This is a genomic window from Streptomyces sp. NBC_00989 (genome assembly GCF_045162655.1).
Taxonomy (GTDB): domain Bacteria; phylum Actinomycetota; class Actinomycetes; order Streptomycetales; family Streptomycetaceae; genus Streptomyces.
This window is the reverse complement of sequence record NZ_CP108728.1, coordinates 4,876,590-4,896,806: the sequence shown is the minus strand read 5'-3', so window position 1 is coordinate 4,896,806 and position 20,217 is coordinate 4,876,590. Positions and strand designations below refer to the sequence as shown.

The window sequence follows — 20,217 nt, the reverse complement described above, 5'->3', positions numbered from 1 at the left end:
GCTCACTCCGTCGCGTTTCCCGAGTCGGGCCGGGCGGATCCGGGCCTGAATCCCGTCACCAGGACCATGCTTCCGTGCCCGTGTCCGTCCGGTTCCTCGACCTCGAATCCGGCCGAGGCGAGGATGACCGTGAGGGCCGCCCGCATCTGCTTGAGCACCGTGTTGAAGTGGCGGACGGCCGGGGGAGGGTTCGCGTAGTCGATGCCTTTCGCGAAGAGGTCGAGCGCGGGGCCGCTCAGCTCCGCGTCCGTGTGCCAGTCCGCGTACACCCCGCCGTCGACGAAGGGAGTGACGTGCACGTCCACGCCGGGCAGGTAGTGCGGACCGCCGGTGAGGTCACCCCGCTCCACGGGAAAACCGACGAGTCGCAGTTCCCGACACACCCGCTCGGCCAGCGCCTGGCGTGCGTCGACGATCTCCGGCGGGGCTTTCGGGGGCAGGTCGAACCTGGGGTTGTCGGTCATGGGATCTCCGGGTCAGCTCTCAAGGACAAGGTGCTCGATGGCGTCCGGTACATGGTCCGCGCCGTAGCCGAACTGCTCGCCAAGGGTCCGGTAACCGGCGTACTGGGCCACGGTGAGCGGTACGGACAGCACGTTGAGCAGCCGGAGGAACAGCCGGTAACCGAGGCTGGGGTCGGCGTGGGTGACGACCTCCCTCAGGGCCTCGACCGCGGCCGCGCCCGGGATGCCCAGCCGGTGGGCGCTGACGGTCCGGGTCGCCAGCTCCGGGGTCACCTCGCCGATCGCCTCCAGCACCGGCTGGGTGAGCGCGGTCCGGACCGGTCCTACGGCGGGTGTGTAGGAGGGGGCGACATCCCTCAGCCGGTCCTCGCTCACGTCCGCGACCAGCCTGAGGAAGTCCCGCCCGTCCATGCCGAGCTGGTCGATGTCGAGGCCCCGGTCCGACACGGCCAGCCAGAGGGTGGTGAGGGTGTCCGCGCTCAGCGGGGAGTCCAGGAGGCGGAAGGCGTCCTCGAACAGCATCGCCGCCGCTGTGCCCGGGGTCTCCGCGGAGTCGTCGGCCGCCGCGCCGCGCGCCAGACCCTCCCGTACCGGGGGCTCCCAGTAGCCGGAGAAGCGCTCCGCCAGTGCCGAGACGCCGAAGTCTCCCGAGCGGTCGCGGCGGGCTGGGTCGAGGGGCAGCCACTGGATGTCGAGGCCGTCGTAGACCAGTGGTCCTGAACAGCGGAGTTTCGTGTCGAGCTCCATGAGGCGGTCGTACTGCTCCTTGCCGACCGGTACGGTCCACGTCTTCAGGATGCGGAGAAGGAGGCGGAACCCGAGCTCCCCGTCGGTTTCCCTGGTGATGTCCTCCAAGGCCTCCAGGGCCTCGGCAACCGTCGTGGGCAGGGAGGCGGAGACTCGTATCTCCGCGATGACGGCTTCGCGCAGTTCGTCTTCCGCGAGTTCGGGAGGGGGCCGCTCGGGCCAGTACACCCGACGCCTCTTCAGGGGCCGGGTCGGGTACAGGTCCGCGAGCCGGGTCAGCCAGGTCCGGAGGTCCATCCCGAAGTCCGCCGGGTCGAAGCGCTCGTGCGTGGCCGCCAGCCAGGCCGCGCGGAGTGTCCCGTCCGGCAGACCGGAGTCCAGCAGACAGCGGATGTCCACACCGAGTTCCACGGCGCCTTCGCCCTCGGAGCCGGCGGCCACCTCCGCGGCGCACTCCAGTGCCCGTACGACGTCGGGTGCGGTGGCCGACGCCAGCATCCCGGTGAGCGCGCTGAGCCCGAAGTCGTCCTCGTACAGCTCGGCGTACCGCTCGCGCCGTCTTGTCATGCGGGGGTGCCCTGTCTCTGCGTCTGTTTCCGCATCAGTTTCTGTCGGCCGCCGTGGCTGTTCGCTCAGGGAAGGGTATGGGTTCCGTCCGTCCGCGGTCACGGTCGTCGAGCATGGCCGTAATTTCCGAAATCGGGCACGAAGTGCCGTGTTCGGACGGGGTCCGGCGCCTAGGCTGCCGCGCATGTGCGGAATCGTGGGATACGTGGGGTCGCAGTCGGCGCTCGATGTGGTGATGGCCGGGCTGAAGCGGCTGGAGTACCGGGGTTACGACTCGTCGGGGGTCGCCGTGCTCGCGGACGGCGGGCTGGCGGCGGCCAAGAAGGCGGGGAAACTCGTCAATCTGGAGAAGGAACTGGTCGACCACCCGCTGCCGGCGGGGTCGACGGGCATCGGACACACGCGCTGGGCCACGCACGGCGGGCCGACGGACGCGAACGCCCACCCGCATCTCGACAACGCGGGGCGCGTGGCGGTCGTCCACAACGGCATCATCGAGAACTTCGCCTGTCTGCGGGCCGAGTTGGCGGAGCGCGGGCACGATCTCGCCTCCGACACGGACACCGAGGTGGTCGCGCATCTGCTCGCCGAGGAGTTCTCGGGGTGCGCGGACCTGGCGGAGGCGATGCGGCAGGTGTGCCGGCGCCTGGAGGGCGCGTTCACGCTGGTCGCCGTGCACGCGGACGAGCCGGACGCGGTCGTCGGCGCCCGTCGCAACTCGCCGCTCGTCGTCGGGGTCGGCGAGGGCGAGGCCTTCCTCGCCTCCGACGTCGCCGCGTTCATCGCCCACACGCGCTCCGCGATCGAGCTGGGGCAGGACCAGGTCGTCGAGCTGCGGCGGGACGCGGTGACCGTCACCGGGTTCGACGGGTCGCCGGCCGAGGTCCGTTCGTACCACGTCGACTGGGACGCCTCCGCCGCGGAGAAGGGCGGCTACGACTACTTCATGCTCAAGGAGATCGCCGAGCAGCCGAAGGCGGTCGCCGACACGCTGCTGGGCCGCATCGACGCGTCCGGCCTGCTGTCTCTGGACGAAGTCCGCATCCCCGTCCATGAGTTGAGGGAGATCGACAAGGTCGTCATCGTCGCGTGCGGTACGGCCTTCCACGCCGGGCTGATCGCCAAGTACGCCATCGAGCACTGGACGCGGATTCCCTGCGAGGTGGAACTGGCCAGCGAGTTCCGGTACCGGGATCCGATCCTGGGCGCGCGGTCTCTGGTCATCGCCATCTCCCAGTCCGGCGAGACGATGGACACGCTGATGGCGCTACGGCACGCGAGGGAACAGGGCTCGAAGGTCCTGGCCATCTGCAACACCAACGGGTCGACGATCCCCCGTGAGTCGGACGCGGTGCTGTACACGCATGCCGGGCCCGAGGTCGCCGTGGCGTCGACGAAGGCGTTCCTGACGCAGCTGGTGGCGTGCTACCTGGTGGCGCTGTATCTCGGCCAGGTCCGCGGCACCAAGTGGGGCGACGAGATCCAGGCCGTCATCCGGGACCTGTCGCAGATCTCCGGTGAGGTCGAGCGGGTGCTGGAAACCATGGAGCCCGTACGGGAGTTGGCGCGGTCGGTGGCGTCGAAGAACACCGTGCTGTTCCTGGGCCGGCACGTCGGTTATCCCGTTGCTCTCGAAGGCGCCCTGAAGCTCAAGGAGTTGGCGTACATGCACGCCGAGGGCTTCGCGGCGGGGGAGTTGAAGCACGGGCCCATCGCCCTGATCGAGGAGGGCATGCCGGTGGTCGTCGTGGTTCCGTCGTCCCGCGGGCGGTCGGTTCTGCACGACAAGATCGTGTCCAACATCCAGGAGATCCGGGCGCGCGGTGCGATGACCATCGTGATCGCGGAGGAGGGCGACGAGACGGTCGTCCCGTACGCCGATCACCTGATCCGGATCCCGGCGACACCGACGTTGCTGCAACCGCTGGTCGCGACGGTGCCGTTGCAGGTGTTCGCCTGTGAGCTGGCCACGGCTCGGGGGAACGAGGTGGACCAGCCTCGGAATCTGGCGAAGTCGGTGACGGTGGAGTAGGGCTCGCTCTTCTCAGGGCTCCTGTGAAGGGGGCGAAGGCTCCGGTCGGGAACGTGAGGGTGGCCCTGGCCGGGGTCTTCGGGTCGCGGATGCCAGGGCATCGGCAAGGCCTACGGCCGGGCAGCCCAACATCCCTGTCAGTACGCGGCGTTGACGTTGCGTCAGGCAGCCCACGAAGACCGCCGCGCCGGCGTTCGTCCGCTCGCAGAGCATCGCCGCCTCGCGAACCTTGCCGTAGGTCAGCAGAGTTCGCGAGGAGTAGGGCAACGCCATCTTCTTGGCGCCGCCGGCCGAGACCCCGCGCCGCTGCACGATCCGGCCCACGACCCGCGCACCGCACGCCCCCGACTCCCGTGCCGCCGCGTCCATCAGCTTGGTGAAGTCCTTCTGCCTGCCGGAGAAACAGCCGACGATCACCACGTCGGCTCCCGCGACCTCGACCGCCGAGGCCGGGGCCTGGAGTTGAGCCGTTCCCGCTCCCGTGCGATGCCCGGGACGCCGGTCGCGCCTTCGGGCCTGGTGCATGGGCTTCAGGCTGGTTGCGGTCCGCTGAAAGCGCGCTGAGGGCGTCGTGAAACCGGGTGGGCGCAGGCTCTGGGTCAGAAGGAATCCGATGCGGAACAGACGAACACAGGAGCACATCACCATGGGCATCAACCTCACCGACCAGGACAAGCTCACCCTCCGTACCGCCGCGTACGGCGCCATCACCCTCATGGCCGCCGCCGGTGCCACCACCGGTTCGCCGCACCGGATCGCCACCCAGGGCAGCCTCGCGCTGGCCTCGGCGACCGGTCCGGTCGGGTACGTGCTCGCCGAGAACTCCAAGATCCCGAACCTGAACGGCAAGTCCGTGGCCGAGATCGCCGACCATGTGCTGCCGGCCCTCACCACCGCCGTGAGCCTGCTCAAGAAGCAGGACCCGGCCGAGGCCGACAACTTCCGCGGCACCGTCCTCGTCGCCCTCGAAGCGGCCGTCCGGCCCAAGAAGGGCGAGCCCGGCCCCGTCATGGCGGAGATGACCCGCAAGATCACCGAAGCCCTCGACGCGGCCTGAACCGGCTGGATCAGGCGGATCGGTACGGATCGCGATGGATCAGGACGGATGTGGCCCGACCGGGTCGGGGCTCGGTCGTCACCGTCACCGTCGGCGCATGCGATGCACCAGGTACAGCCTCCGGAGGAGCATGACCGGAGGGACCTCGATGAGGGCGACGGCGAACGCGCCGCCCAAGTCCCCGTCGGGCCCGATGATCTGGCGGACGATCGTGAATCCGCCGAGCAGGACCCACGCGGCCGCGACCACGGCGAGCAGCCAGCCGCCGATGGTCCGGAGCCGCTTCACCAGGCCGGAGTGCTGGGACAGTCGGGGCTGCGGTGCCCTCTCCCGCGGCCGCGGGATGTGTTCCGGAGCGCGGGCCGGCAGCCGTACCACCGCCGTCTCCGGTACCGCCGCGTCGATCCGCGCGATCCGGTCCGGTGTCACGTCGGCGTACAACGTCGGTTCCACGGTGACCATGAAGCCGTCGGGGCCCGTGAGTCCGCGGGCTCCGTCGGGACGGGTGGTCATCGCCGCGCAGGTGTCGTAGGGGACGGTCACCGCGCCGCGCGGGGTCGTGACGCTCACGCCCTCGTCGCCGATGACGAGCGTGACGTCCTCGCTCTCCAGGGACCGGTGGTGGCTTCCGGTGACCCCCGCGGTCCCGGAGTACTGCGGGGCCGGGGTCAGGCCCGCCCACTCGACGCCCCGGTTGCCCGGGACCTGGAGCAGGGTGGACGCCCACGCCTCGCGGGCCACCTCGCGCAGGTCCGCGACCGTGACGGCCGCCAACTCGGCCCGGTGCTCGGCGGGGGAGATGACGCGGTGGCCGAGGAGGAGGTCCAGGGCGTATCCGGGGAGGGAGGCGGCGGCGAAGTCCGGGATGTCGTACACCTTGAGCTTCTTGCCGCGGACGGAGTCCAGTTCGGACGGCGCGATGGTGCCGTTGCGGAGGCGGGCGAGGGTGTCGACGAAGCCGCCGACCACCGCGTCCTGCTTCTGCGGCAGCGCGTCGGCGTACGCGGTGATGGTGGCGAAGTCGGCGTCGCGCGGGGTGTAGTCGGCCTCCGCCGAGTAGGAGAAGCCGCCCTCCTGGCGCAGGTCCTGGAAGAGCGCCCGGCCCAGTACGTCCGCGAAGACCGAGGCCGCCGTCGACCGTCGTACGACCGAGGTCAGGACCACGTGGCCGTCCTCGCCGCAGATGTACGCGGGGGTCGTCGGGAGGGCGTTCGCGGCCGCCGGGGCCGGGAGGTGGGTGCCGGTCGGCAGGGTGAGGTCCAGGCCGTCCGGGACGGACTCGCTCGTGATCCACAGGATGGCGTTCTCACGGGTGAAACGGGTCCGCGCCCAGTCGCCGACCTGGTCCGGCGTCACGCTCCAGGTGCCCAACTCGCTGTAGCTGGACAGCCCGTAGCCCTGAGCGCCGTAACGCCACAGCGGCAGCTGGGAGTTGGAGCCGCTCTTGCCGCCCGCGGCCTCCGTGCGCAGGATCTCCCGTTCGGTGTCCAGCCGGGCCAGCGGCAGGTCGCGCAGGGCCGCGCAGACACTGTTGAGGTGCGCCACGACCTCGTCCTCGTCGCCGGTCGCGTGGAAGAGGGTGTACGTGTTCGCCGTCGCGCCGTTGTAGTGCAGATCGGTCAACTGAAGCCGGTGCAGGGCCAGATGCTCGACGAGATGGGTGAGCCCGGCCGTCGCCAGCGTCTCGTCGGCGCGGCCCACCCGGAAGAAGAGGCCGGCCGTGACCTGGTCGCCCCGTCGCGGGGCGTAGAGCGTGGGAATGCCCTGGGTGGTCGTGCAGCCGATCAGGCCGGAGAGGGCCTCCGGCGTGAACTCGGTGGTCTTCATCGTCGGCTCCCCCTAGAGCGTCGCGAGCGCGGACTTGCGGTACTTCACGAACGCGGCCTTCCAGCCGGGCAGGTACTGCCACTGGTACGAGGTCACCCGGTCTTCGAGGGAGACGAAGTGCGCGGCCGCGTCCTCGACATGGCCGCCGATCGAGAAGGCCATGGCGAACGCGCTGTCCGCCGCGATCCAGCTCCAGCCGGGGGCGTGATCCGGGTGCAGCACGGACGCCCGGGCGGCGGCCCGCAGTTCGTCGCGGACGGAGACACTCCGCATGTAGGTGCGCTGCTCCACACCGTCCAGGTCCGCCCAGTGCTCGATGTGCGCCTCGGCGACGACCGCCCCGGCGTGCGCACCGGCGGGGGCTGCGGCCACGCACTCCTGGGCGAAGGCGTGCGTAGCCTCCCAGGAACCGCTCCACTTGGGGCACACCTGCTGGAGCAGCTGGGACTGCGCGGGGAAGTGGTGGGGGTGGTGGGCGGAGAGGCGGTCGTAGCGGCGGCGGGCCTCGGTCTGTCCGAGTTCCAGGCCGCGGGCGGTGAGCAAGCGGGCGGTCCAGGCGGCGGGGTGGTCGGGCTGCTCGGCGCACACGTCGATCAGCAGCCGCTCGGCCCGCCGCAGCCAGTCGTGGAACTGGTCGAACTGGTCCCGTGAGACGTGCTGTGCGCGGTGGCGGCTGCGGATGGCCCAGCCGATGCGGATGTATCGCTCCGCGAGCAGGGTGCGGGGGAGGGGGTCCGCGGGGTGTTCGGCCGCCGCCCGCTCCAGGTAGGTCTCGACGCCGTCCAGGGTTGCGAGTTGGGCCGAGGCGAAGGATGTCTTCTCCGCGCAGTTCTCGACCGGCTTCTCGACCGGGTTCTCGACCGGGCTCTTGGTCGAGGTGAGGGCTGTGAAGAAGGCCTGTGTTGCCGGCCAGTCGCCTGCCCGGGCCGCGTCCCGCAGCGGGGTGAGGTCCGGCAGCGTGGTGAACGGGTCGTCGACCGGTTCCGACAGGGCTACGGGTCTCTCGTCGTCGTCGGTCGTCGTGCCGGTGGTGGTCATGCTCCGCCCCCCTGGCGAATCCTGAACCCACGGCGCGCCTACTGGCCCCCCAGGGCGCGCGAACGTGAGTGGTGTCATACGTGTGGTGTCGTGCGTATCACGTGAGTTGCCGCAGGCTAGCAGCCGTCTGTGACAGGCGGGACGGGGGTGGACGCGGTCGTAGGGTGCTCGGCATGAGCATCATCGGGGTTGGTATCGATGTGGCCGAGATCGACCGGTTCGCGGCGTCGCTGACGCGTACGCCGGGGATGGCTCGGCGGCTGTTCCTGGACAGCGAGTTGTTGTTGCCGAGTGGGGAGCGGCGGGGGGCGGCCTCCCTCGCGGCGCGGTTCGCGGCGAAGGAGGCGGTGGCGAAGGCGCTCGGTGCGCCGGCGGGGCTGCACTGGACGGACGCCGAGGTGTACGTCGAGGACAGTGGGCGGCCTCGGTTGCGGGTTACCGGGACGGTCGCGGCTCGGGCGGCCGAGTTGGGGGTGCAGTCCTGGCATGTTTCGTTGAGCCATGACGCGGGGGTGGCTTCTGCGGTGGTTATTGCGGAGGGGTGACGGGGGTGGGGCGGGGTGGGGGCTGCACGGCCTTGGCTTCGCCTTCGGCCTTCTTTGTTTCCCACCCGCACCGCCCGTGCGGGTTTCGTTGTCGGGTGCGGGTGGCCCCTGTGGGGCGGGATCGCCGTTGGCGGCCGCGGGTTGGGGGTCGGGGAGGGCTGAGGTTGAGTGCCCGGGTGCGGGTGTGGGTGCTTCCGGGGGAGACTCGAACGTATGCGTACTGCGTACAGCGTGGAGACCGTAAGGGGTGCCGAGCAGCGGCTGATGGCGCGGCTTCCGGAGGGTGCGCTCATGCAGCGGGCCGCGGCCGGACTCGCCGTCACCTGCGCCCAGTTGGTGGGGCGGGTGTACGGCAGCCGGGTCGTGCTGCTGGTGGGGAGCGGGGACAACGGGGGCGATGCCCTGTACGCGGGGGCGCGGCTTGCTCGGCGGGGAGCCGGGGTCGTGGCCGTGCTGCTCGCGCCGGAGCGGGCTCATGCCGGGGGGCTTGCCGCGTTGGTGCGGGCGGGTGGGCGGACCGTCGCACCCGGTGCTGCCGAAGAGGTCCTCCTTCGCGCCGATCTTGTTCTGGACGGGATCGTCGGGATCGGGGGGCGGGGTGGGTTGCGGCCCGATGCCGCTCGGCTGGCCGGGCTCGCCTCGGACTCCCGGGGGGTCGTCGTCGCCGTCGATCTGCCCAGCGGGGTCGATGCGGACAGTGGTGAGGTGCGGGGGGCCACCGTGCGGGCCGATGTCACCGTCACCTTCGGGGCGCACAAGCCCGGGTTGTTGATCGATCCTGCGCGGGAGTACGCCGGGGCCGTGCGGCTCGTTGACATCGGGCTGGGGGGTGAGCTGCCTGACGAGGCCGCGTTGGAGGCCTTGCAGCATGCGGATGTGGCGGCGTTGTTGCCGGTGCCGGGGGCTGAAAGTGACAAGTATCGGCGGGGGGTTGTGGGGATCGCCGCCGGGTCGGGGCGGTATCCGGGGGCTGCCGTGCTTGCTGTCGCCGGGGCCTTGCGGGGTGGGGCGGGGGCCGTGCGGTACGTCGGGCCTGCCTCCGATGCCGTGATCGCCCGGTTTCCCGAGGTGCTGGTGTCCGAGGGCGGGCCGCTCAAGGCCGGGCGGGTGCAGGCCTGGGTCGTCGGGCCGGGGGCGGGTGACGATGCCTCTGCTGTGGCGGATGTCGTTACCGCTGATGTGCCTGTGCTCATCGACGCGGACGGGTTGCGGCTGGTCGATCCCGAAGCTGTGCGGGGGCGTCGGGCGCCGACGTTGATGACTCCGCATGCGGGGGAGGCGGCCGCGTTGCTCGGCGTTCCTCGGGGGGAGGTTGAAGGGGCTCGGTTGGAGTCCGTGCGGGAGTTGGCCGGGCGGTACGGGGCGACCGTGTTGCTCAAGGGGTCGACCACGCTTGTTGCTGATTCGGGGGGTGGGGCTGTGCGGGTCAATTCGACGGGGACGGGGTGGCTGGCTACGGCGGGGAGCGGGGACGTGTTGTCGGGGCTGGCCGGGTCGTTGTTGGCGGCGGGGTTGTCGGCGTTCGACGCGGGGAGTGTGGGGGCGTATCTGCATGGACTGGCGGGGAGGCTGGCCGCGGATGGGGCGCCGGTGGGGGCGCATGATGTGGCCGAGGCGGTTCGGGTTGCCTGGCGGGATGTGCGGGGCTGAGTCTCTTTCGCCCCCGCCGCCCCTACCCGTCCCATCCCCAGGGGCTGCCGCCCCTTCCGCCCTGCCTGAGGGCTGCGCCCCCTAGCCCCCCGATCGGCCTGGACGACCTCGTCCTCAAACGCCGGACGGGCTGGAGGGTGGCGGCCTGCGCCTAGCCCCCGATCGGCCTGAACGGCCTCGTCCTCAAACGCCGGACGGGCTGAACGATGCCGACCTGCGCCGAAAGGCCCTGTTCGTCGACTGCACTCGTCAATAAGGGTGACCCCCACCGCGCGCCGCCCCGGCCTCCCCGTACCTCCACGTTTCTCTGATCGCATGATCAGTACACGAATCGCGCACAGAAGTATCGCGGTGCTGCTCACCGCGGTGATCGCCCTCCCCGTCGGGGCCGGTAGTGCCTGGGCCGACGGGCCGGTGCCGCCGGCGGCGGGGCCCGGGGAGAGCGAGTTGGTGCCGGGGGTGCCGCCGGGGCCGTATCAGCCGTGGCAGATCGACACGCCCGATCAGGCGCTCGCGCCGGAGGTGTACACGCCTACCGCGGACGAAGACAGGGTCGAGCCTCGGGACGCTGCCGTGGGGACCTACGCGCTCGTCGAGTACGTGCCGATCGCCGATGCCGTCGCCAAGGTGACCTGTAGCAAGCAGACCGGGCCGTATCAGCGGGGCGTCGAACGGTGGCTGAAGCTCAAGGTGGACGGGAAGCAGTCGGGCGGCGACTGCGCGGCCATTCGTGCCTTTCAGAAGAAGCAGGGGATCAAGCCCGCCATCGGGTTCGCCGGGCCTGTCACCTGGGCTCGTATGCAGCTGATCGGTGCCAAGAAGAATCCGAACGCCGCCCGGAAATGTCCCGTGAGCAAGTACCGCGTCGCCTGTGTCGATCTCGACCGGCAGCTCACCTGGGTGCAGAAGGGGAAGAAGGTCGTCTTCGGGCCGGTGCCCATGCGCAGCGGGCGCACCGGGCATGTGACCCGGGGTGGCTGGCACAAGATCTACTGGAAGCACAAGAACCACTGGTCGACGCTCTACAACAGCCCTATGCCGTATGCCCAGTTCTTCGACGGGGGCATCGCCTTCCACGCCGTCTACGGCAGCATCTACACCACCGTCGGCTCCTGGGGCTGCGTCAACCTCCGGCTGGCCGACGCCCGCAAGCTCTGGGGTGTCCTCAAGAAGGGCGACCGTGTGTACGTGTGGGGGCACCGGCCCGGGAACTAGGAGGGCTCAGAGGGGGTGTCGGTCCTCTCTGAGACACTGGGGGTGCCATGAATGAGACAACTACCCAGCCCACCGCACCGCTGCGCGCCCGTGCCGAGATCGACCTGGGCGCCCTGCGGGCCAATGTGCGGACCCTGCGCGCCCTCGCGCCGGGCGCGGCCCTCATGGCCGTCGTGAAGTCCGACGCGTACGGCCATGGGGCCGTGCCCTGCGCACGTGCGGCCGTCGAGGCGGGGGCCACGTGGCTTGGTACCGCTACGCCCGAAGAGGCGCTCGACCTGCGGGCCCGTGCCGGGTTGCCCGACGGCGTGCGGATCATGTGCTGGCTGTGGACGCCGGGCGGGCCCTGGCGGGAGGCCATCGAGGCCGATCTGGACGTGTCGGTGAGCGGGATGTGGGCCCTGGAGGAGGTCACCGCGGCCGCCCGTGCCGTCGGGCTTCCCGCGCGCGTGCAGCTCAAGGCCGACACCGGGCTCGGGCGCAACGGGTGTCAGCCAGGCGACGACTGGGCCGAGCTGATCGCCGCCGCCCTGCGCGCCGAGGGCGACGGACTGCTCCGTATCACCGGGCTCTGGTCCCACCTCGCCTGCGCCGACGAACCCGGGCATCCCTCCATCGACGCCCAACTCGCCCTCTTCCGCGAGATGGTGTCGTACGCCGAAGAGCGTGGGGTGCGCGCCGAAGTACGGCACATCGCCAACTCGCCTGCCACGCTCACCCGTTCGGATTCACACTTCGACCTCGTCCGGACCGGCATCGCCGTCTACGGCATCTCGCCCAGCCCTGAGGTGGGGTCCCCGGACGACTTCGGGCTGCGGGCCGTGATGTCCCTGAAGGCGTCCGTCGCGCTCGTGAAGCAGGTGCCCGGTGGGCACGGGGTCAGTTACGGACATCACTACGTCACCCCGGGTGCGACCACCCTCGGCCTCATCCCCGTCGGTTACGCGGACGGCATTCCGCGGCACGCCTCCGGTACCGGTCCCGTGCTCATCGGCGGGAAGTGGCGGACGGTCGCCGGGCGGGTCGCCATGGACCAGTTCGTCGTGGACCTGGGTGGGGACGAGCCGGAGGTCGGCGCGGAGGCGATCCTGTTCGGGGCCGGTGACCGAGGCGAGCCCACCGCCGAGGACTGGGCGCAGGCCGCCGGGACCATCGCCTACGAGATCGTGACCCGCATCGGAACACGCGTTCCCCGCGTCTACGTCAATGAGGTCGTCGGCGAGGGCGTCGGTGAGGGCGGTCCCGGGGTCGACCCCGAGGTCGTCTCCGAGGTCGTTCCGGAGATCATTCCCGGGTATGAGGGAGACGACGTAGCGCAGGGTCTTGACGTGAAGAGGAGCGGCACGTGAGCGAGAGCAGTGCGGAGGCGGTCGCCGCGGTCGCCTCCGCCGCCGCGGGGGCGGGCGGGAACTGGCGCAAGGCCACCGGTATCGCCGGTGCCGCGATAGGTGTGATCGCCGCCGGTGCCGCGGCCGGTGTCGCCATAGAGCGGATGACCGTCGGGCGTGGGATGCGCGAGCGGGCCCGGCTGGCGCTCGACTCCACCGGGCCGTACGGCTCGTTGCGCGGCACGCCCGGTACGGCACAGGCCGACGACGGTACCGACCTGTACTACGAGGTCGACGACATCGAGCCGACTGTCGCCGTCACGCCCAAGCGGCGGCGGCTCTTCGGGCGGAAGGCGCCGGCCCCCGTCACCGTCGTCTTCAGTCACGGGTACTGCCTGAACCAGGACTCCTGGCACTTCCAGCGGGCCGCCCTGCGCGGGGTCGTGCGGACCGTGCACTGGGACCAGCGCAGCCATGGGCGTTCCGCGCGCGGGGTGGCGCAGCTCGAAGACGACATGCCGCTCACCATCGACCAGTTGGGGCGCGACCTGAAGGCCGTGATCGACGCGGCCGTGCCCGAGGGGCCGGTCGTGCTCGTCGGCCACTCCATGGGCGGCATGACGGTGATGGCCCTCGCCGACCAGTACCCGGACCTGATCCGCGACCGGGTCGTCGCCACCGCCTTCGTCGGTACGTCCTCCGGGCGGCTCGGCGAGGTCAACTTCGGGCTGCCCGTCGCCGGGGTCAACGCCGTGCGGCGGGTGCTGCCGGGTGTGCTGAAGGCGCTCGGGCAGCAGGCCGCGCTGGTGGAGCGGGGGCGGCGGGCCACCGCCGATCTGTTCGCCGGGATCATCAAGCGGTACTCGTTCGCCTCGCGGGACGTCGACCCGGCGGTCGCGCGGTTCGCCGAGCGGATGATCGAGGGCACGCCCATCGATGTCGTCGCCGAGTTCTATCCGGCGTTCACCGACCACGACAAGACCGCCGCCCTGACCCACTTCAAGGACATGCCGGTGCTCGTGCTGGCCGGGATCGGCGATCTCGTCACGCCCAGTGAGCACAGCGAGGCCATCGCCGACCTGCTGCCGGACGCCGAGCTGGTGCTCGTGCCGGACGCCGGGCACCTGGTCATGCTGGAGCACCCGGAAGTCGTCACCGACCGCCTCGCCGACCTGCTCACCCGCGCGGGCGCCGTGCCGGCAGGGGCTACCGTAAGTGGCTATGGAAGCACCAGCAGCACCGCACAACGCGGCTGAGCCCCTCTCCGTAGCGATCACCGTCAACTCCCCCGAGCAGATGCGGGAGTTGGGACGCCGCCTCGCCAAGCTGCTGCGCGCGGGCGACCTCGTGATGCTCACGGGTGAGCTGGGCGCCGGCAAGACGACACTGACCCGGGGACTGGGGGAGGGGCTCGGGGTCCGCGGGGCGGTCACCTCGCCGACCTTCGTCATCGCGCGCGTGCATCCCCCGCTGGGTGAGGGGCCGCCGCTTGTCCACGTCGACGCGTATCGCCTCGCCGGCGGGCTCGACGACATGGAGGACCTCGATCTCGACGTCTCGCTGCCCGAGTCCGTGATCGTCGTGGAGTGGGGTGAGGGCAAGGTCGAGGAGTTGACGGACGACCGGCTCTCGCTCGTGATCCACCGGGCCGTGGGCGATACGACCGACGAGGTACGGCAGGTGACCGTCACCGGGCTCGGTGCGCGGTGGGCCGCTGTCGAACTGGGTGTGCTCGGGGGCTGACCGGTGTGGGTTCCGACAAGGTGTCGGCAAGATGTTGCGTTCGGGGACTCGCGCGTGGTCACATGGTATCCAGTTCGTAGTTAGGTCTACCTAACTACGTCTGCCCCCGGCTCCCAGGAGGCGTCCATGTCGGCTTCAGAGAAGCAGTGCGAGCAGGCGCGGCCGTATGCGTATGCGTTCGGCGGGGTGTCCATGCGTGAGCTGTTGGCGGCGGGGGATGCGGCCAAGGCCGTTTCTACGCCACCTCGGGCGCCGGAGGCTCTGCCGGTTGAGCAGGGTAAAGCCGCGTAGTCGTTTGGCTGCGGGTGCGTCGTGGCTGGTCGCGCCCCGCGGCGCAGCCACATATCGATACAGCCCCGCGCCCCTTTGGGGCGCGATCCCCCTAGCGGATTACGACGATGCTCTGGCCGATCGTCGCGAACTCCCACATTGCCGCGCCGTCGGCGATCGACTCACGGATGCCGCCCGACTTCGTCGTGGGATCGGGTTCCTCCGTCGCGCCGCTGACCGCCGCGCTGAAGCCGATGGCGACGTTGTCCGCGTTGGTGAAGCGGACGACGTGCTGGATGGGGGTGCCGTCGGTGCCGGTGATCGCGTTCGAGCGGGAGGTGACCGGATAGGTGCCCGTGGGCGGGTCCACCGTGCCGGGGGTGACCTTGAACGTGCGGTTGACCTTGTTGTTCTCGGCGACCAGCCACACCCGGTCGTCGTCCACCGAGTACACGACCCGCTCGCCCTTGCCGGACCCGGCGGGCAGCGCGGCGGGGTTCTTCCTGTCGCGCGGTGCCTTCGAGGCGGCGACCGCCGCGGGCGAGACGCTCGCGCGGGCCGTGTCCCCCAGCCCGGCCGGGACGCTCGCCGACGCCTGATAGGCGAGGAAACCGACCGTGGCGACGGCCGCCACGGTGAGCCCGGCCACGATTCCCGAGCTGCTGCCGGCCATCAGCGCCCACCTCCGCGTCTCATACGTCTACGTCCTGTGACGGTGTCCCGTACGGTCCCGTACGTCCCGTAAGTCCGGTGACCCTAGGTGACCGTAGCAGTCGGGGCCGGGGCGACCGGGGCGGCCGTGCTCGCGGCGCCGGAGCCGTAGGCTGTTTGCGTGCTCTTGCTCGCTCTGGATACCGCCACCCCCGCCGTCACCGTCGCCCTGCACGACGGCGAGGCCGTCATCGCCTCGTCGAGTCAGGTGGACGCGCGCCGCCACGGTGAGCTGCTGCTCCCGGCCGTCGACCGCGTTCTCGCCGACGCGGGGCTCAAGATCGACGCCGTCACGGGAATCGTCGTGGGCATCGGCCCCGGCCCCTACACCGGGCTGCGCGTCGGGCTGATGACCGCCGACACCTTCGGGCTCGCGCTCGGCGTGCCCGTGCACGGTGTGTGCACGCTGGACGGCCTCGCCCACGCCACCGACCTCGACGGCCCCTTCGTCGTCGCCACGGACGCGCGGCGCAAGGAGGTCTACTGGGCGCGCTACGCCGACTCCCGGACCCGCGTCACCGACCCCGCCGTCGACCGGCCCGCCGACATCGCCGAGCAGGTCGCAGGACTGCCCGCCGTCGGCGCCGGTGCGCTGCTCTACCCGGACACCTTCCCGTCCGCGCACGAGCCGGAGCACGTGTCCGCCGCCGCGCTCGCCTCGCTGGCCGTCGAGAGACTCGCGGCGGGCGTCGAACTGCCCGCTCCCCGGCCGCTGTACCTGCGCCGTCCCGACGCCCAGGTGCCCAAGAACTACAAGGTGGTCACCCCCAAGTGACCGAATCCCTGAGTCCTCGGCTGCGCGAGATGCGCTGGTGGGACATCGATCCCGTGCTGGAACTGGAGAAGGACCTCTTCCCCGAGGACGCCTGGTCCCGGGGCATGTTCTGGTCCGAACTGGCGCACGCGCGGGGGGCGGAGGCGACCCGGCGGTACCTGGTCGCCGAGGTGGACGGTGAGGAGACCGGGAGCGGTGTCCGGGTCATCGGATACGCGGGTCTCGCCACCACCGGCGACCAGGCCGACATCCAGACCATCGCCGTCGCCCGCGACCACTGGGGCACCGGCCTCGGCTCCACCCTGCTGACCGAACTCCTCACCGCGGCAAGCGAGTTCGAGTGCGCCGAGGTCATGCTCGAGTGCCGCGTCGACAACATCCGCGCGCAGAAGCTGTACGAGCGCTTCGGCTTCGCCCCGATCGGTTTCCGGCGCGGCTACTACCAGCCGGGCAACGTCGACGCCCTGGTGATGCGCCTGACCACAGATCCCGACAGCAGCTCCGCTGCGGGGTCAACTTCCGTACAAGGAACCGAGATCCATGACTGACTCACGCGACGAGCCCCTCGTCCTGGGCATCGAGACCTCCTGCGACGAGACCGGCGTCGGCATCGTCCGCGGCACCACCCTGCTGGCGGACGCGGTCGCGTCCAGCGTCGACGAGCACGCCCGCTTCGGCGGGGTCGTACCGGAGGTGGCGTCCCGCGCCCACTTGGAGGCGATGGTCCCGACGATCCAGCGCGCGCTGAAGGACGCGGGCGTGAGCGCCCGTGACCTCGACGGCATCGCGGTCACGGCCGGCCCCGGCCTCGCCGGTGCCCTGCTGGTCGGCGTCTCGGCGGCCAAGGCGTACGCCTACGCGCTCGGCAAGCCCCTCTACGGCGTGAACCACCTCGCCTCCCACATCTGCGTGGACCAGCTGGAACACGGCCCGCTGCCCGAACCGACGATGGCGCTGCTGGTGTCCGGTGGTCACTCCTCGCTGCTGTTGTCCTCGGACATCACCTCGGACGTACGGCCGCTGGGCGCGACGATCGACGACGCGGCGGGCGAGGCCTTCGACAAGATCGCGCGCGTGCTGAACCTCGGTTTCCCGGGCGGGCCGGTCATCGACCGGTACGCGAAGGAGGGCGACCCCATGGCGATCACGTTCCCGCGCGGACTGACCGGGCCGCGCGACCCGGCGTACGACTTCTCCTTCTCCGGGCTGAAGACGTCGGTGGCCCGTTGGATCGAGGCGAAGCGGGCGGCGGGGGAGGACGTGCCGGTGCGCGATGTGTCGGCGTCCTTCCAGGAGGCCGTCGTCGACGTCCTGACCCGCAAGGCCGTACGGGCCTGCAAGGACGAGGGCGTCGACCACCTGATGATCGGCGGCGGCGTCGCCGCGAACTCGCGGCTGCGGGCGTTGGCGGCGGAGCGCTGCGAGGCCGCCGGTATCCGCCTCCGCGTCCCGCGCCCCAAGCTGTGCACGGACAACGGCGCGATGGTCGCCGCGCTCGGCGCGGAGATGGTCGCCCGCAACCGCACCCCCTCGGACTGGGACCTCTCGGCGGACTCCTCCCTCCCGGTGACGGACCCGCACGTGCCGGGGCATCACCATCACGACCACGTGCACGAGGTCAGCAAGGAGAACCTGTACTCGTGACCACGGTCGCCTTGATGTGGGAGGCGCGGGCGGTCCCGGGGCGGGGCGCTGAACTGCTCGCCTGGGCGCGCGCCCAGACCCTCCCGGCCGAGCCCCTGCGCCGGGAGTTCCTGCGCGCACCCCAGGACCGGGTTCTCGTCATCACGTGGTGGGACGCGGAGTACGACGCGGAGCTGCCTGAACTGCCCGAGCCGGGTGGAGAGTTGGTGACCCGGGCGGTGCATCGGTGGCGGTTCGAGTCGGTGGGCGACTAGGGGCGGTTCTCACCCCTCCCTCCGCACCTCCGTCTCACACCGCAGCCGCCGGTCCGCCCCCAGCACCCGCTCCGGTCCCGTCAGCGTCACTCGTGTCGTGTGCCGTACGTCCGCGCTGGAAACCCCCAACCTCAGCTCCAGCGCGCCCGGTTCGACCACCCGGCGCCCCGAGCGGTTCGTGAACGCCGACAGGTCCGCGTGGAAGTGGAAGGTCACGCGGGACGCCTCGCCGGGGGCCAACTCCAGGCGCTGGTAAGCGATCAGGCGGACGTCCGGGCGGGTCACCGAGGCGACCGGGTCGTGCAGGTACAGCTGGACGACCTCCGTGCCGGTGCGGTCACCCGTGTTGCGGACGGTGACCGTCAGGTCGTAGGAGCCGTCCGTGTCGATCTCCGGAGCCGCGGTCGACTCGGCCGCCTCCCATGCGAAGTTCGTGTACGAGCGGCCGTGGCCGAAGGGGTACAGGGGAGTCGGGTCGAGGCTGCTGACCTCGTCGGCGAGGCCCAGTGGGGGTTGCAGGTATGTCCAGGGCTGGCCGCCCGGCGCGTGCGGGACGCTCACCGGGAGGCGGCCGGACGGGTTGATGCGGCCCGACAGCACTCCCGCCACTGCCGGGCCGCCTTCCTCCCCAGGGAAGAACGCCTGGACCACCGCGCCCAGTTGGCCGTGCCAGCGGCCCAGCGCGTAGGGGCGGCCGGTCAGCAGGACCAGGACGACCGGGACGCCCGTGGAGACCAGTGCGTCCAGCAAGTCTGCCTGTACGCCGGGTAGTCGGAGGTCACCCACATCGCAGCCCTCGCCCGACGTGCCGCGTCCGAACAGGCCCGCGCGGTCGCCGAGGACCGCCACGCACACGTCCGCCTCCGCCGTCCGCGCCACCGCCTCCTCGAAGCCCGAGGCGTCCGGGTCGGAGACATCGCACCCCTCGGCGAACGTCACCTTGGCGTCCGGGAGTTCGGCCCGCAGCGACTCCAGCACCGTGGGGATCTCGATGCCCATCGGCACCTCGGGATGGTGCGTACCCACGTGGGACGGGAAGGAGTAGCAGCCGAGCATCGCCAGCGCGTCCGCAGCCCTCGGGCCGACCACCGCGATGCGTGCCTCGGGCGGGAGCGGGAGCACGCCGTCCGGGTTGTCCAGCAACACCACCGACTCCTCGGCCAGTTGGCGGGCCACGGTGCGGTTCGCCGGCGAGTCGAGGTCGATCCGCCCGGCCGGCTCCGGGGACCAGGTCTCGTCCAGCAGGCCCAACTCGCACTTCTGCACCAGCACTCGACGCGCCGCCCGGTCGACGAGGGACTCCGGGATCTCACCCGCCCGTACCGCCTCCACCAGCGGCTTCCCATAGCACTTCAGCGTCGGCAGCTCTATGTCGACGCCCGCCTCCAGCGCCGCCCGCGCCGCCTGTGCCGGGCTGCCCGCCACCCGGTGGAGCGTCTCCAGGAAACCGACGCCGAAGTAGTCGGCGACCACCGTGCCGGTGAACTCCCAGTCATCACGCAGGAGTTCGGTCAGCAGGCGTGGGTCCGCCGTCGCCGGTACGCCGTCCGTCTCGTTGTACGCCGCCATCACCGAGCGCGCGCCGCCCTCCCGCAGCGCCATCTCGAACGGCGGCAGGGTCACGTCCGCGAACTCCCGTACCCCGGCCCGCACCGGCGCCAGGTTCCGCGCGCCCACCGAGGACGCGTACCCGGCGAAGTGCTTCAGCGTCGCGACGATCCCGGCCGACTCCAGCCCCCGCACATAAGCCGTACCGATGGTCCCCACCAGGTACGGGTCCTCCCCGATGGTCTCCTCCACCCGGCCCCAGCGCGGATCCCGTACGACGTCCAGGACCGGGGCGAGGCCCTGGTGGACGCCGGTCGCGCGCAGGTCGGCGCCGATGTGCCGGGCCATCTCCTCGACCAGGTCCGGGTCGAAGCTGGCGCCCCAGGCCAGCGGCACCGGGTACGCCGTCGCACCCCATGCGGTGAAGCCCGCCAGGCACTCCTCGTGGGCGACCGCCGGGATGCCGAAACGCCCCGCCGCCGCGATCCGGCGCTGCGCGCGGGCCAGCGCCTGCGCGCCCAGCTCCGGGTCCACCGGCGCCGTACCGAAGGAACGGGTGAGCTGGCCCAGGCCCTGGGTGATCAGCTCGTCCCAGTCGTAGTCCGAGGTCATCTCCCGCTGGAGCGGGGCGACTCCGTCGCCGTCCGTGGCGGCGCCCACCCACACGCCGTAGAGCTGGGCGGTCTTCTCCTCCAGGGTCATCCGGGCGAGCAGGTCGTCGACGCGGACGGCGGCGGGCAGGGCGGGGTCGCGCCAGGGGGCGGTGGTCATGAAACTCCGTTCGGAAAGGGTGAGTTGGGGC

At 71.2% G+C, this 20,217-nt stretch carries 19 protein-coding genes; 12 read left to right on the top strand and 7 right to left on the bottom strand.

Features of this window, described 5'->3' with window-relative positions; all coding sequences use genetic code 11:
• Positions 1-2: 2 nt before the first annotated feature.
• Together OG714_RS21180 and OG714_RS21175 are read right to left on the bottom strand one after the other, a co-directional pair.
• Positions 3-464, bottom strand: coding sequence for a hypothetical protein (locus OG714_RS21180; RefSeq protein WP_406123157.1), 462 nt, complete (start codon positions 462-464; stop codon positions 3-5).
• Positions 465-476: 12 nt separating this feature from the next.
• Complete coding sequence (locus OG714_RS21175; RefSeq protein ID WP_406123155.1) at positions 477-1,778, bottom strand: hypothetical protein; 1,302 nt, start codon at positions 1,776-1,778, stop codon at positions 477-479.
• Positions 1,779-1,962: 184 nt separating this feature from the next.
• Here OG714_RS21175 and glmS point away from each other — a divergent pair, with 184 nt between their 5' ends.
• Entirely contained in the window at positions 1,963-3,810 is a 1,848-nt protein-coding gene (glmS, locus tag OG714_RS21170; RefSeq protein ID WP_406123153.1) for a glutamine--fructose-6-phosphate transaminase (isomerizing), read from the top strand.
• 12 nt (positions 3,811-3,822) lie between these two features.
• On the opposite strand, the gene OG714_RS21165 is transcribed toward glmS, so the two are convergent.
• A complete protein-coding gene (locus OG714_RS21165; RefSeq protein ID WP_406123151.1) occupies positions 3,823-4,335 on the bottom strand; it encodes a hypothetical protein in 513 nt (170 codons plus the stop codon).
• 88 nt (positions 4,336-4,423) lie between these two features.
• Between OG714_RS21165 and OG714_RS21160 the strand changes: the two genes are divergently transcribed.
• Positions 4,424-4,867 carry a hypothetical protein gene (locus OG714_RS21160; protein WP_406123149.1) on the top strand — a complete coding sequence of 148 codons (444 nt, stop codon included), beginning with the start codon at positions 4,424-4,426 and terminating at the stop codon, positions 4,865-4,867.
• Between the two features lie 84 nt (positions 4,868-4,951).
• Here the strand turns inward: OG714_RS21160 and OG714_RS21155 are convergent, their stop codons facing one another.
• Both OG714_RS21155 and OG714_RS21150 read right to left on the bottom strand, forming a co-directional pair.
• The gene (locus tag OG714_RS21155; protein WP_406123147.1) at positions 4,952-6,694 is read right to left on the bottom strand and encodes a M16 family metallopeptidase; all 1,743 of its coding nucleotides are present in this window, start codon (positions 6,692-6,694) and stop codon (positions 4,952-4,954) included.
• Positions 6,695-6,706: 12 nt separating this feature from the next.
• A complete protein-coding gene (locus OG714_RS21150; protein ID WP_406123146.1) occupies positions 6,707-7,732 on the bottom strand; it encodes a hypothetical protein in 1,026 nt (341 codons plus the stop codon).
• 173 nt (positions 7,733-7,905) lie between these two features.
• Between OG714_RS21150 and OG714_RS21145 the strand changes: the two genes are divergently transcribed.
• The 6 genes from OG714_RS21145 (at position 7,906) to tsaE (ending at position 14,213) form a co-directional block, all read left to right on the top strand.
• On the top strand, positions 7,906-8,277 hold the full coding sequence (locus tag OG714_RS21145) for a holo-ACP synthase (protein WP_406123144.1): 372 nt from the start codon (positions 7,906-7,908) through the stop codon (positions 8,275-8,277).
• Between the two features lie 213 nt (positions 8,278-8,490).
• Positions 8,491-9,927 (top strand): NAD(P)H-hydrate dehydratase, encoded by a 1,437-nt coding sequence (locus OG714_RS21140; RefSeq protein ID WP_406123143.1) that lies wholly within the window; start codon positions 8,491-8,493, stop codon positions 9,925-9,927.
• 315 nt (positions 9,928-10,242) lie between these two features.
• A complete protein-coding gene (locus OG714_RS21135) occupies positions 10,243-11,142 on the top strand; it encodes a L,D-transpeptidase family protein (RefSeq protein WP_406123142.1) in 900 nt (299 codons plus the stop codon).
• Between the two features lie 47 nt (positions 11,143-11,189).
• On the top strand, positions 11,190-12,491 hold the full coding sequence (gene alr, locus OG714_RS21130) for an alanine racemase (protein ID WP_406123140.1): 1,302 nt from the start codon (positions 11,190-11,192) through the stop codon (positions 12,489-12,491).
• Positions 12,488-13,726, top strand: a complete 1,239-nt coding sequence (locus OG714_RS21125) for an alpha/beta fold hydrolase (RefSeq protein WP_406123138.1) — start codon at positions 12,488-12,490, stop codon at positions 13,724-13,726. Before alr ends, OG714_RS21125 begins: the two co-directional genes overlap by 4 nt.
• Positions 13,692-14,213: a tRNA (adenosine(37)-N6)-threonylcarbamoyltransferase complex ATPase subunit type 1 TsaE gene (gene tsaE, locus OG714_RS21120; protein WP_406123136.1), complete on the top strand. Its 522-nt coding sequence runs from the start codon at positions 13,692-13,694 to the stop codon at positions 14,211-14,213. Before OG714_RS21125 ends, tsaE begins: the two co-directional genes overlap by 35 nt.
• 382 nt (positions 14,214-14,595) lie before the next feature.
• On the opposite strand, the gene OG714_RS21115 is transcribed toward tsaE, so the two are convergent.
• Positions 14,596-15,156, bottom strand: a complete 561-nt coding sequence (locus OG714_RS21115) for a hypothetical protein (protein WP_406123134.1) — start codon at positions 15,154-15,156, stop codon at positions 14,596-14,598.
• A gap of 159 nt (positions 15,157-15,315) precedes the next feature.
• Between OG714_RS21115 and tsaB the strand changes: the two genes are divergently transcribed.
• Genes tsaB through OG714_RS21095 form a run of 4 tightly spaced genes read left to right on the top strand, consistent with a single transcriptional unit; the run spans position 15,316 to position 17,867 of the window.
• Positions 15,316-15,969, top strand: coding sequence for a tRNA (adenosine(37)-N6)-threonylcarbamoyltransferase complex dimerization subunit type 1 TsaB (tsaB, locus tag OG714_RS21110; RefSeq protein WP_406123133.1), 654 nt, complete (start codon positions 15,316-15,318; stop codon positions 15,967-15,969).
• Positions 15,970-15,998: 29 nt separating this feature from the next.
• Complete coding sequence (rimI, locus tag OG714_RS21105; RefSeq protein ID WP_406131902.1) at positions 15,999-16,517, top strand: ribosomal protein S18-alanine N-acetyltransferase; 519 nt, start codon at positions 15,999-16,001, stop codon at positions 16,515-16,517.
• A complete protein-coding gene (gene tsaD, locus OG714_RS21100) occupies positions 16,510-17,613 on the top strand; it encodes a tRNA (adenosine(37)-N6)-threonylcarbamoyltransferase complex transferase subunit TsaD (protein WP_406123131.1) in 1,104 nt (367 codons plus the stop codon). The genes rimI and tsaD overlap by 8 nt, the downstream gene beginning before the upstream one ends.
• Positions 17,614-17,627: 14 nt before the next feature.
• Entirely contained in the window at positions 17,628-17,867 is a 240-nt protein-coding gene (locus tag OG714_RS21095; RefSeq protein ID WP_406131901.1) for a hypothetical protein, read from the top strand.
• A gap of 9 nt (positions 17,868-17,876) precedes the next feature.
• Here the strand turns inward: OG714_RS21095 and OG714_RS21090 are convergent, their stop codons facing one another.
• Positions 17,877-20,186: a glycoside hydrolase family 3 N-terminal domain-containing protein gene (locus OG714_RS21090; RefSeq protein WP_406123129.1), complete on the bottom strand. Its 2,310-nt coding sequence runs from the start codon at positions 20,184-20,186 to the stop codon at positions 17,877-17,879.
• Positions 20,187-20,217: the final 31 nt, after the last annotated feature.

What these genes read in the sequence shown, in the direction of transcription:
- OG714_RS21160 (WP_406123149.1), top strand. Translation starts at nt 4,424, where the DNA reads ATGCGGAACAGACGAACACAGGAGCACATCACCATGGGCATCAACCTC.
- OG714_RS21180 (WP_406123157.1), bottom strand. Translation starts at nt 464, where the DNA reads ATGACCGACAACCCCAGGTTCGACCTGCCCCCGAAAGCCCCGCCGGAG.
- OG714_RS21135 (WP_406123142.1), top strand. Translation starts at nt 10,243, where the DNA reads ATGATCAGTACACGAATCGCGCACAGAAGTATCGCGGTGCTGCTCACC.
- OG714_RS21145 (WP_406123144.1), top strand. Translation starts at nt 7,906, where the DNA reads ATGAGCATCATCGGGGTTGGTATCGATGTGGCCGAGATCGACCGGTTC.
- OG714_RS21140 (WP_406123143.1), top strand. Translation starts at nt 8,491, where the DNA reads ATGCGTACTGCGTACAGCGTGGAGACCGTAAGGGGTGCCGAGCAGCGG.
- rimI (WP_406131902.1), top strand. Translation starts at nt 15,999, where the DNA reads ATGCGCTGGTGGGACATCGATCCCGTGCTGGAACTGGAGAAGGACCTC.
- tsaD (WP_406123131.1), top strand. Translation starts at nt 16,510, where the DNA reads ATGACTGACTCACGCGACGAGCCCCTCGTCCTGGGCATCGAGACCTCC.
- tsaE (WP_406123136.1), top strand. Translation starts at nt 13,692, where the DNA reads ATGGAAGCACCAGCAGCACCGCACAACGCGGCTGAGCCCCTCTCCGTA.
- OG714_RS21090 (WP_406123129.1), bottom strand. Translation starts at nt 20,186, where the DNA reads ATGACCACCGCCCCCTGGCGCGACCCCGCCCTGCCCGCCGCCGTCCGC.
- OG714_RS21155 (WP_406123147.1), bottom strand. Translation starts at nt 6,694, where the DNA reads ATGAAGACCACCGAGTTCACGCCGGAGGCCCTCTCCGGCCTGATCGGC.
- OG714_RS21095 (WP_406131901.1), top strand. Translation starts at nt 17,628, where the DNA reads ATGTGGGAGGCGCGGGCGGTCCCGGGGCGGGGCGCTGAACTGCTCGCC.
- OG714_RS21175 (WP_406123155.1), bottom strand. Translation starts at nt 1,778, where the DNA reads ATGACAAGACGGCGCGAGCGGTACGCCGAGCTGTACGAGGACGACTTC.
- OG714_RS21165 (WP_406123151.1), bottom strand. Translation starts at nt 4,335, where the DNA reads ATGCACCAGGCCCGAAGGCGCGACCGGCGTCCCGGGCATCGCACGGGA.
- alr (WP_406123140.1), top strand. Translation starts at nt 11,190, where the DNA reads ATGAATGAGACAACTACCCAGCCCACCGCACCGCTGCGCGCCCGTGCC.
- OG714_RS21115 (WP_406123134.1), bottom strand. Translation starts at nt 15,156, where the DNA reads ATGGCCGGCAGCAGCTCGGGAATCGTGGCCGGGCTCACCGTGGCGGCC.
- glmS (WP_406123153.1), top strand. Translation starts at nt 1,963, where the DNA reads ATGTGCGGAATCGTGGGATACGTGGGGTCGCAGTCGGCGCTCGATGTG.
- OG714_RS21150 (WP_406123146.1), bottom strand. Translation starts at nt 7,732, where the DNA reads ATGACCACCACCGGCACGACGACCGACGACGACGAGAGACCCGTAGCC.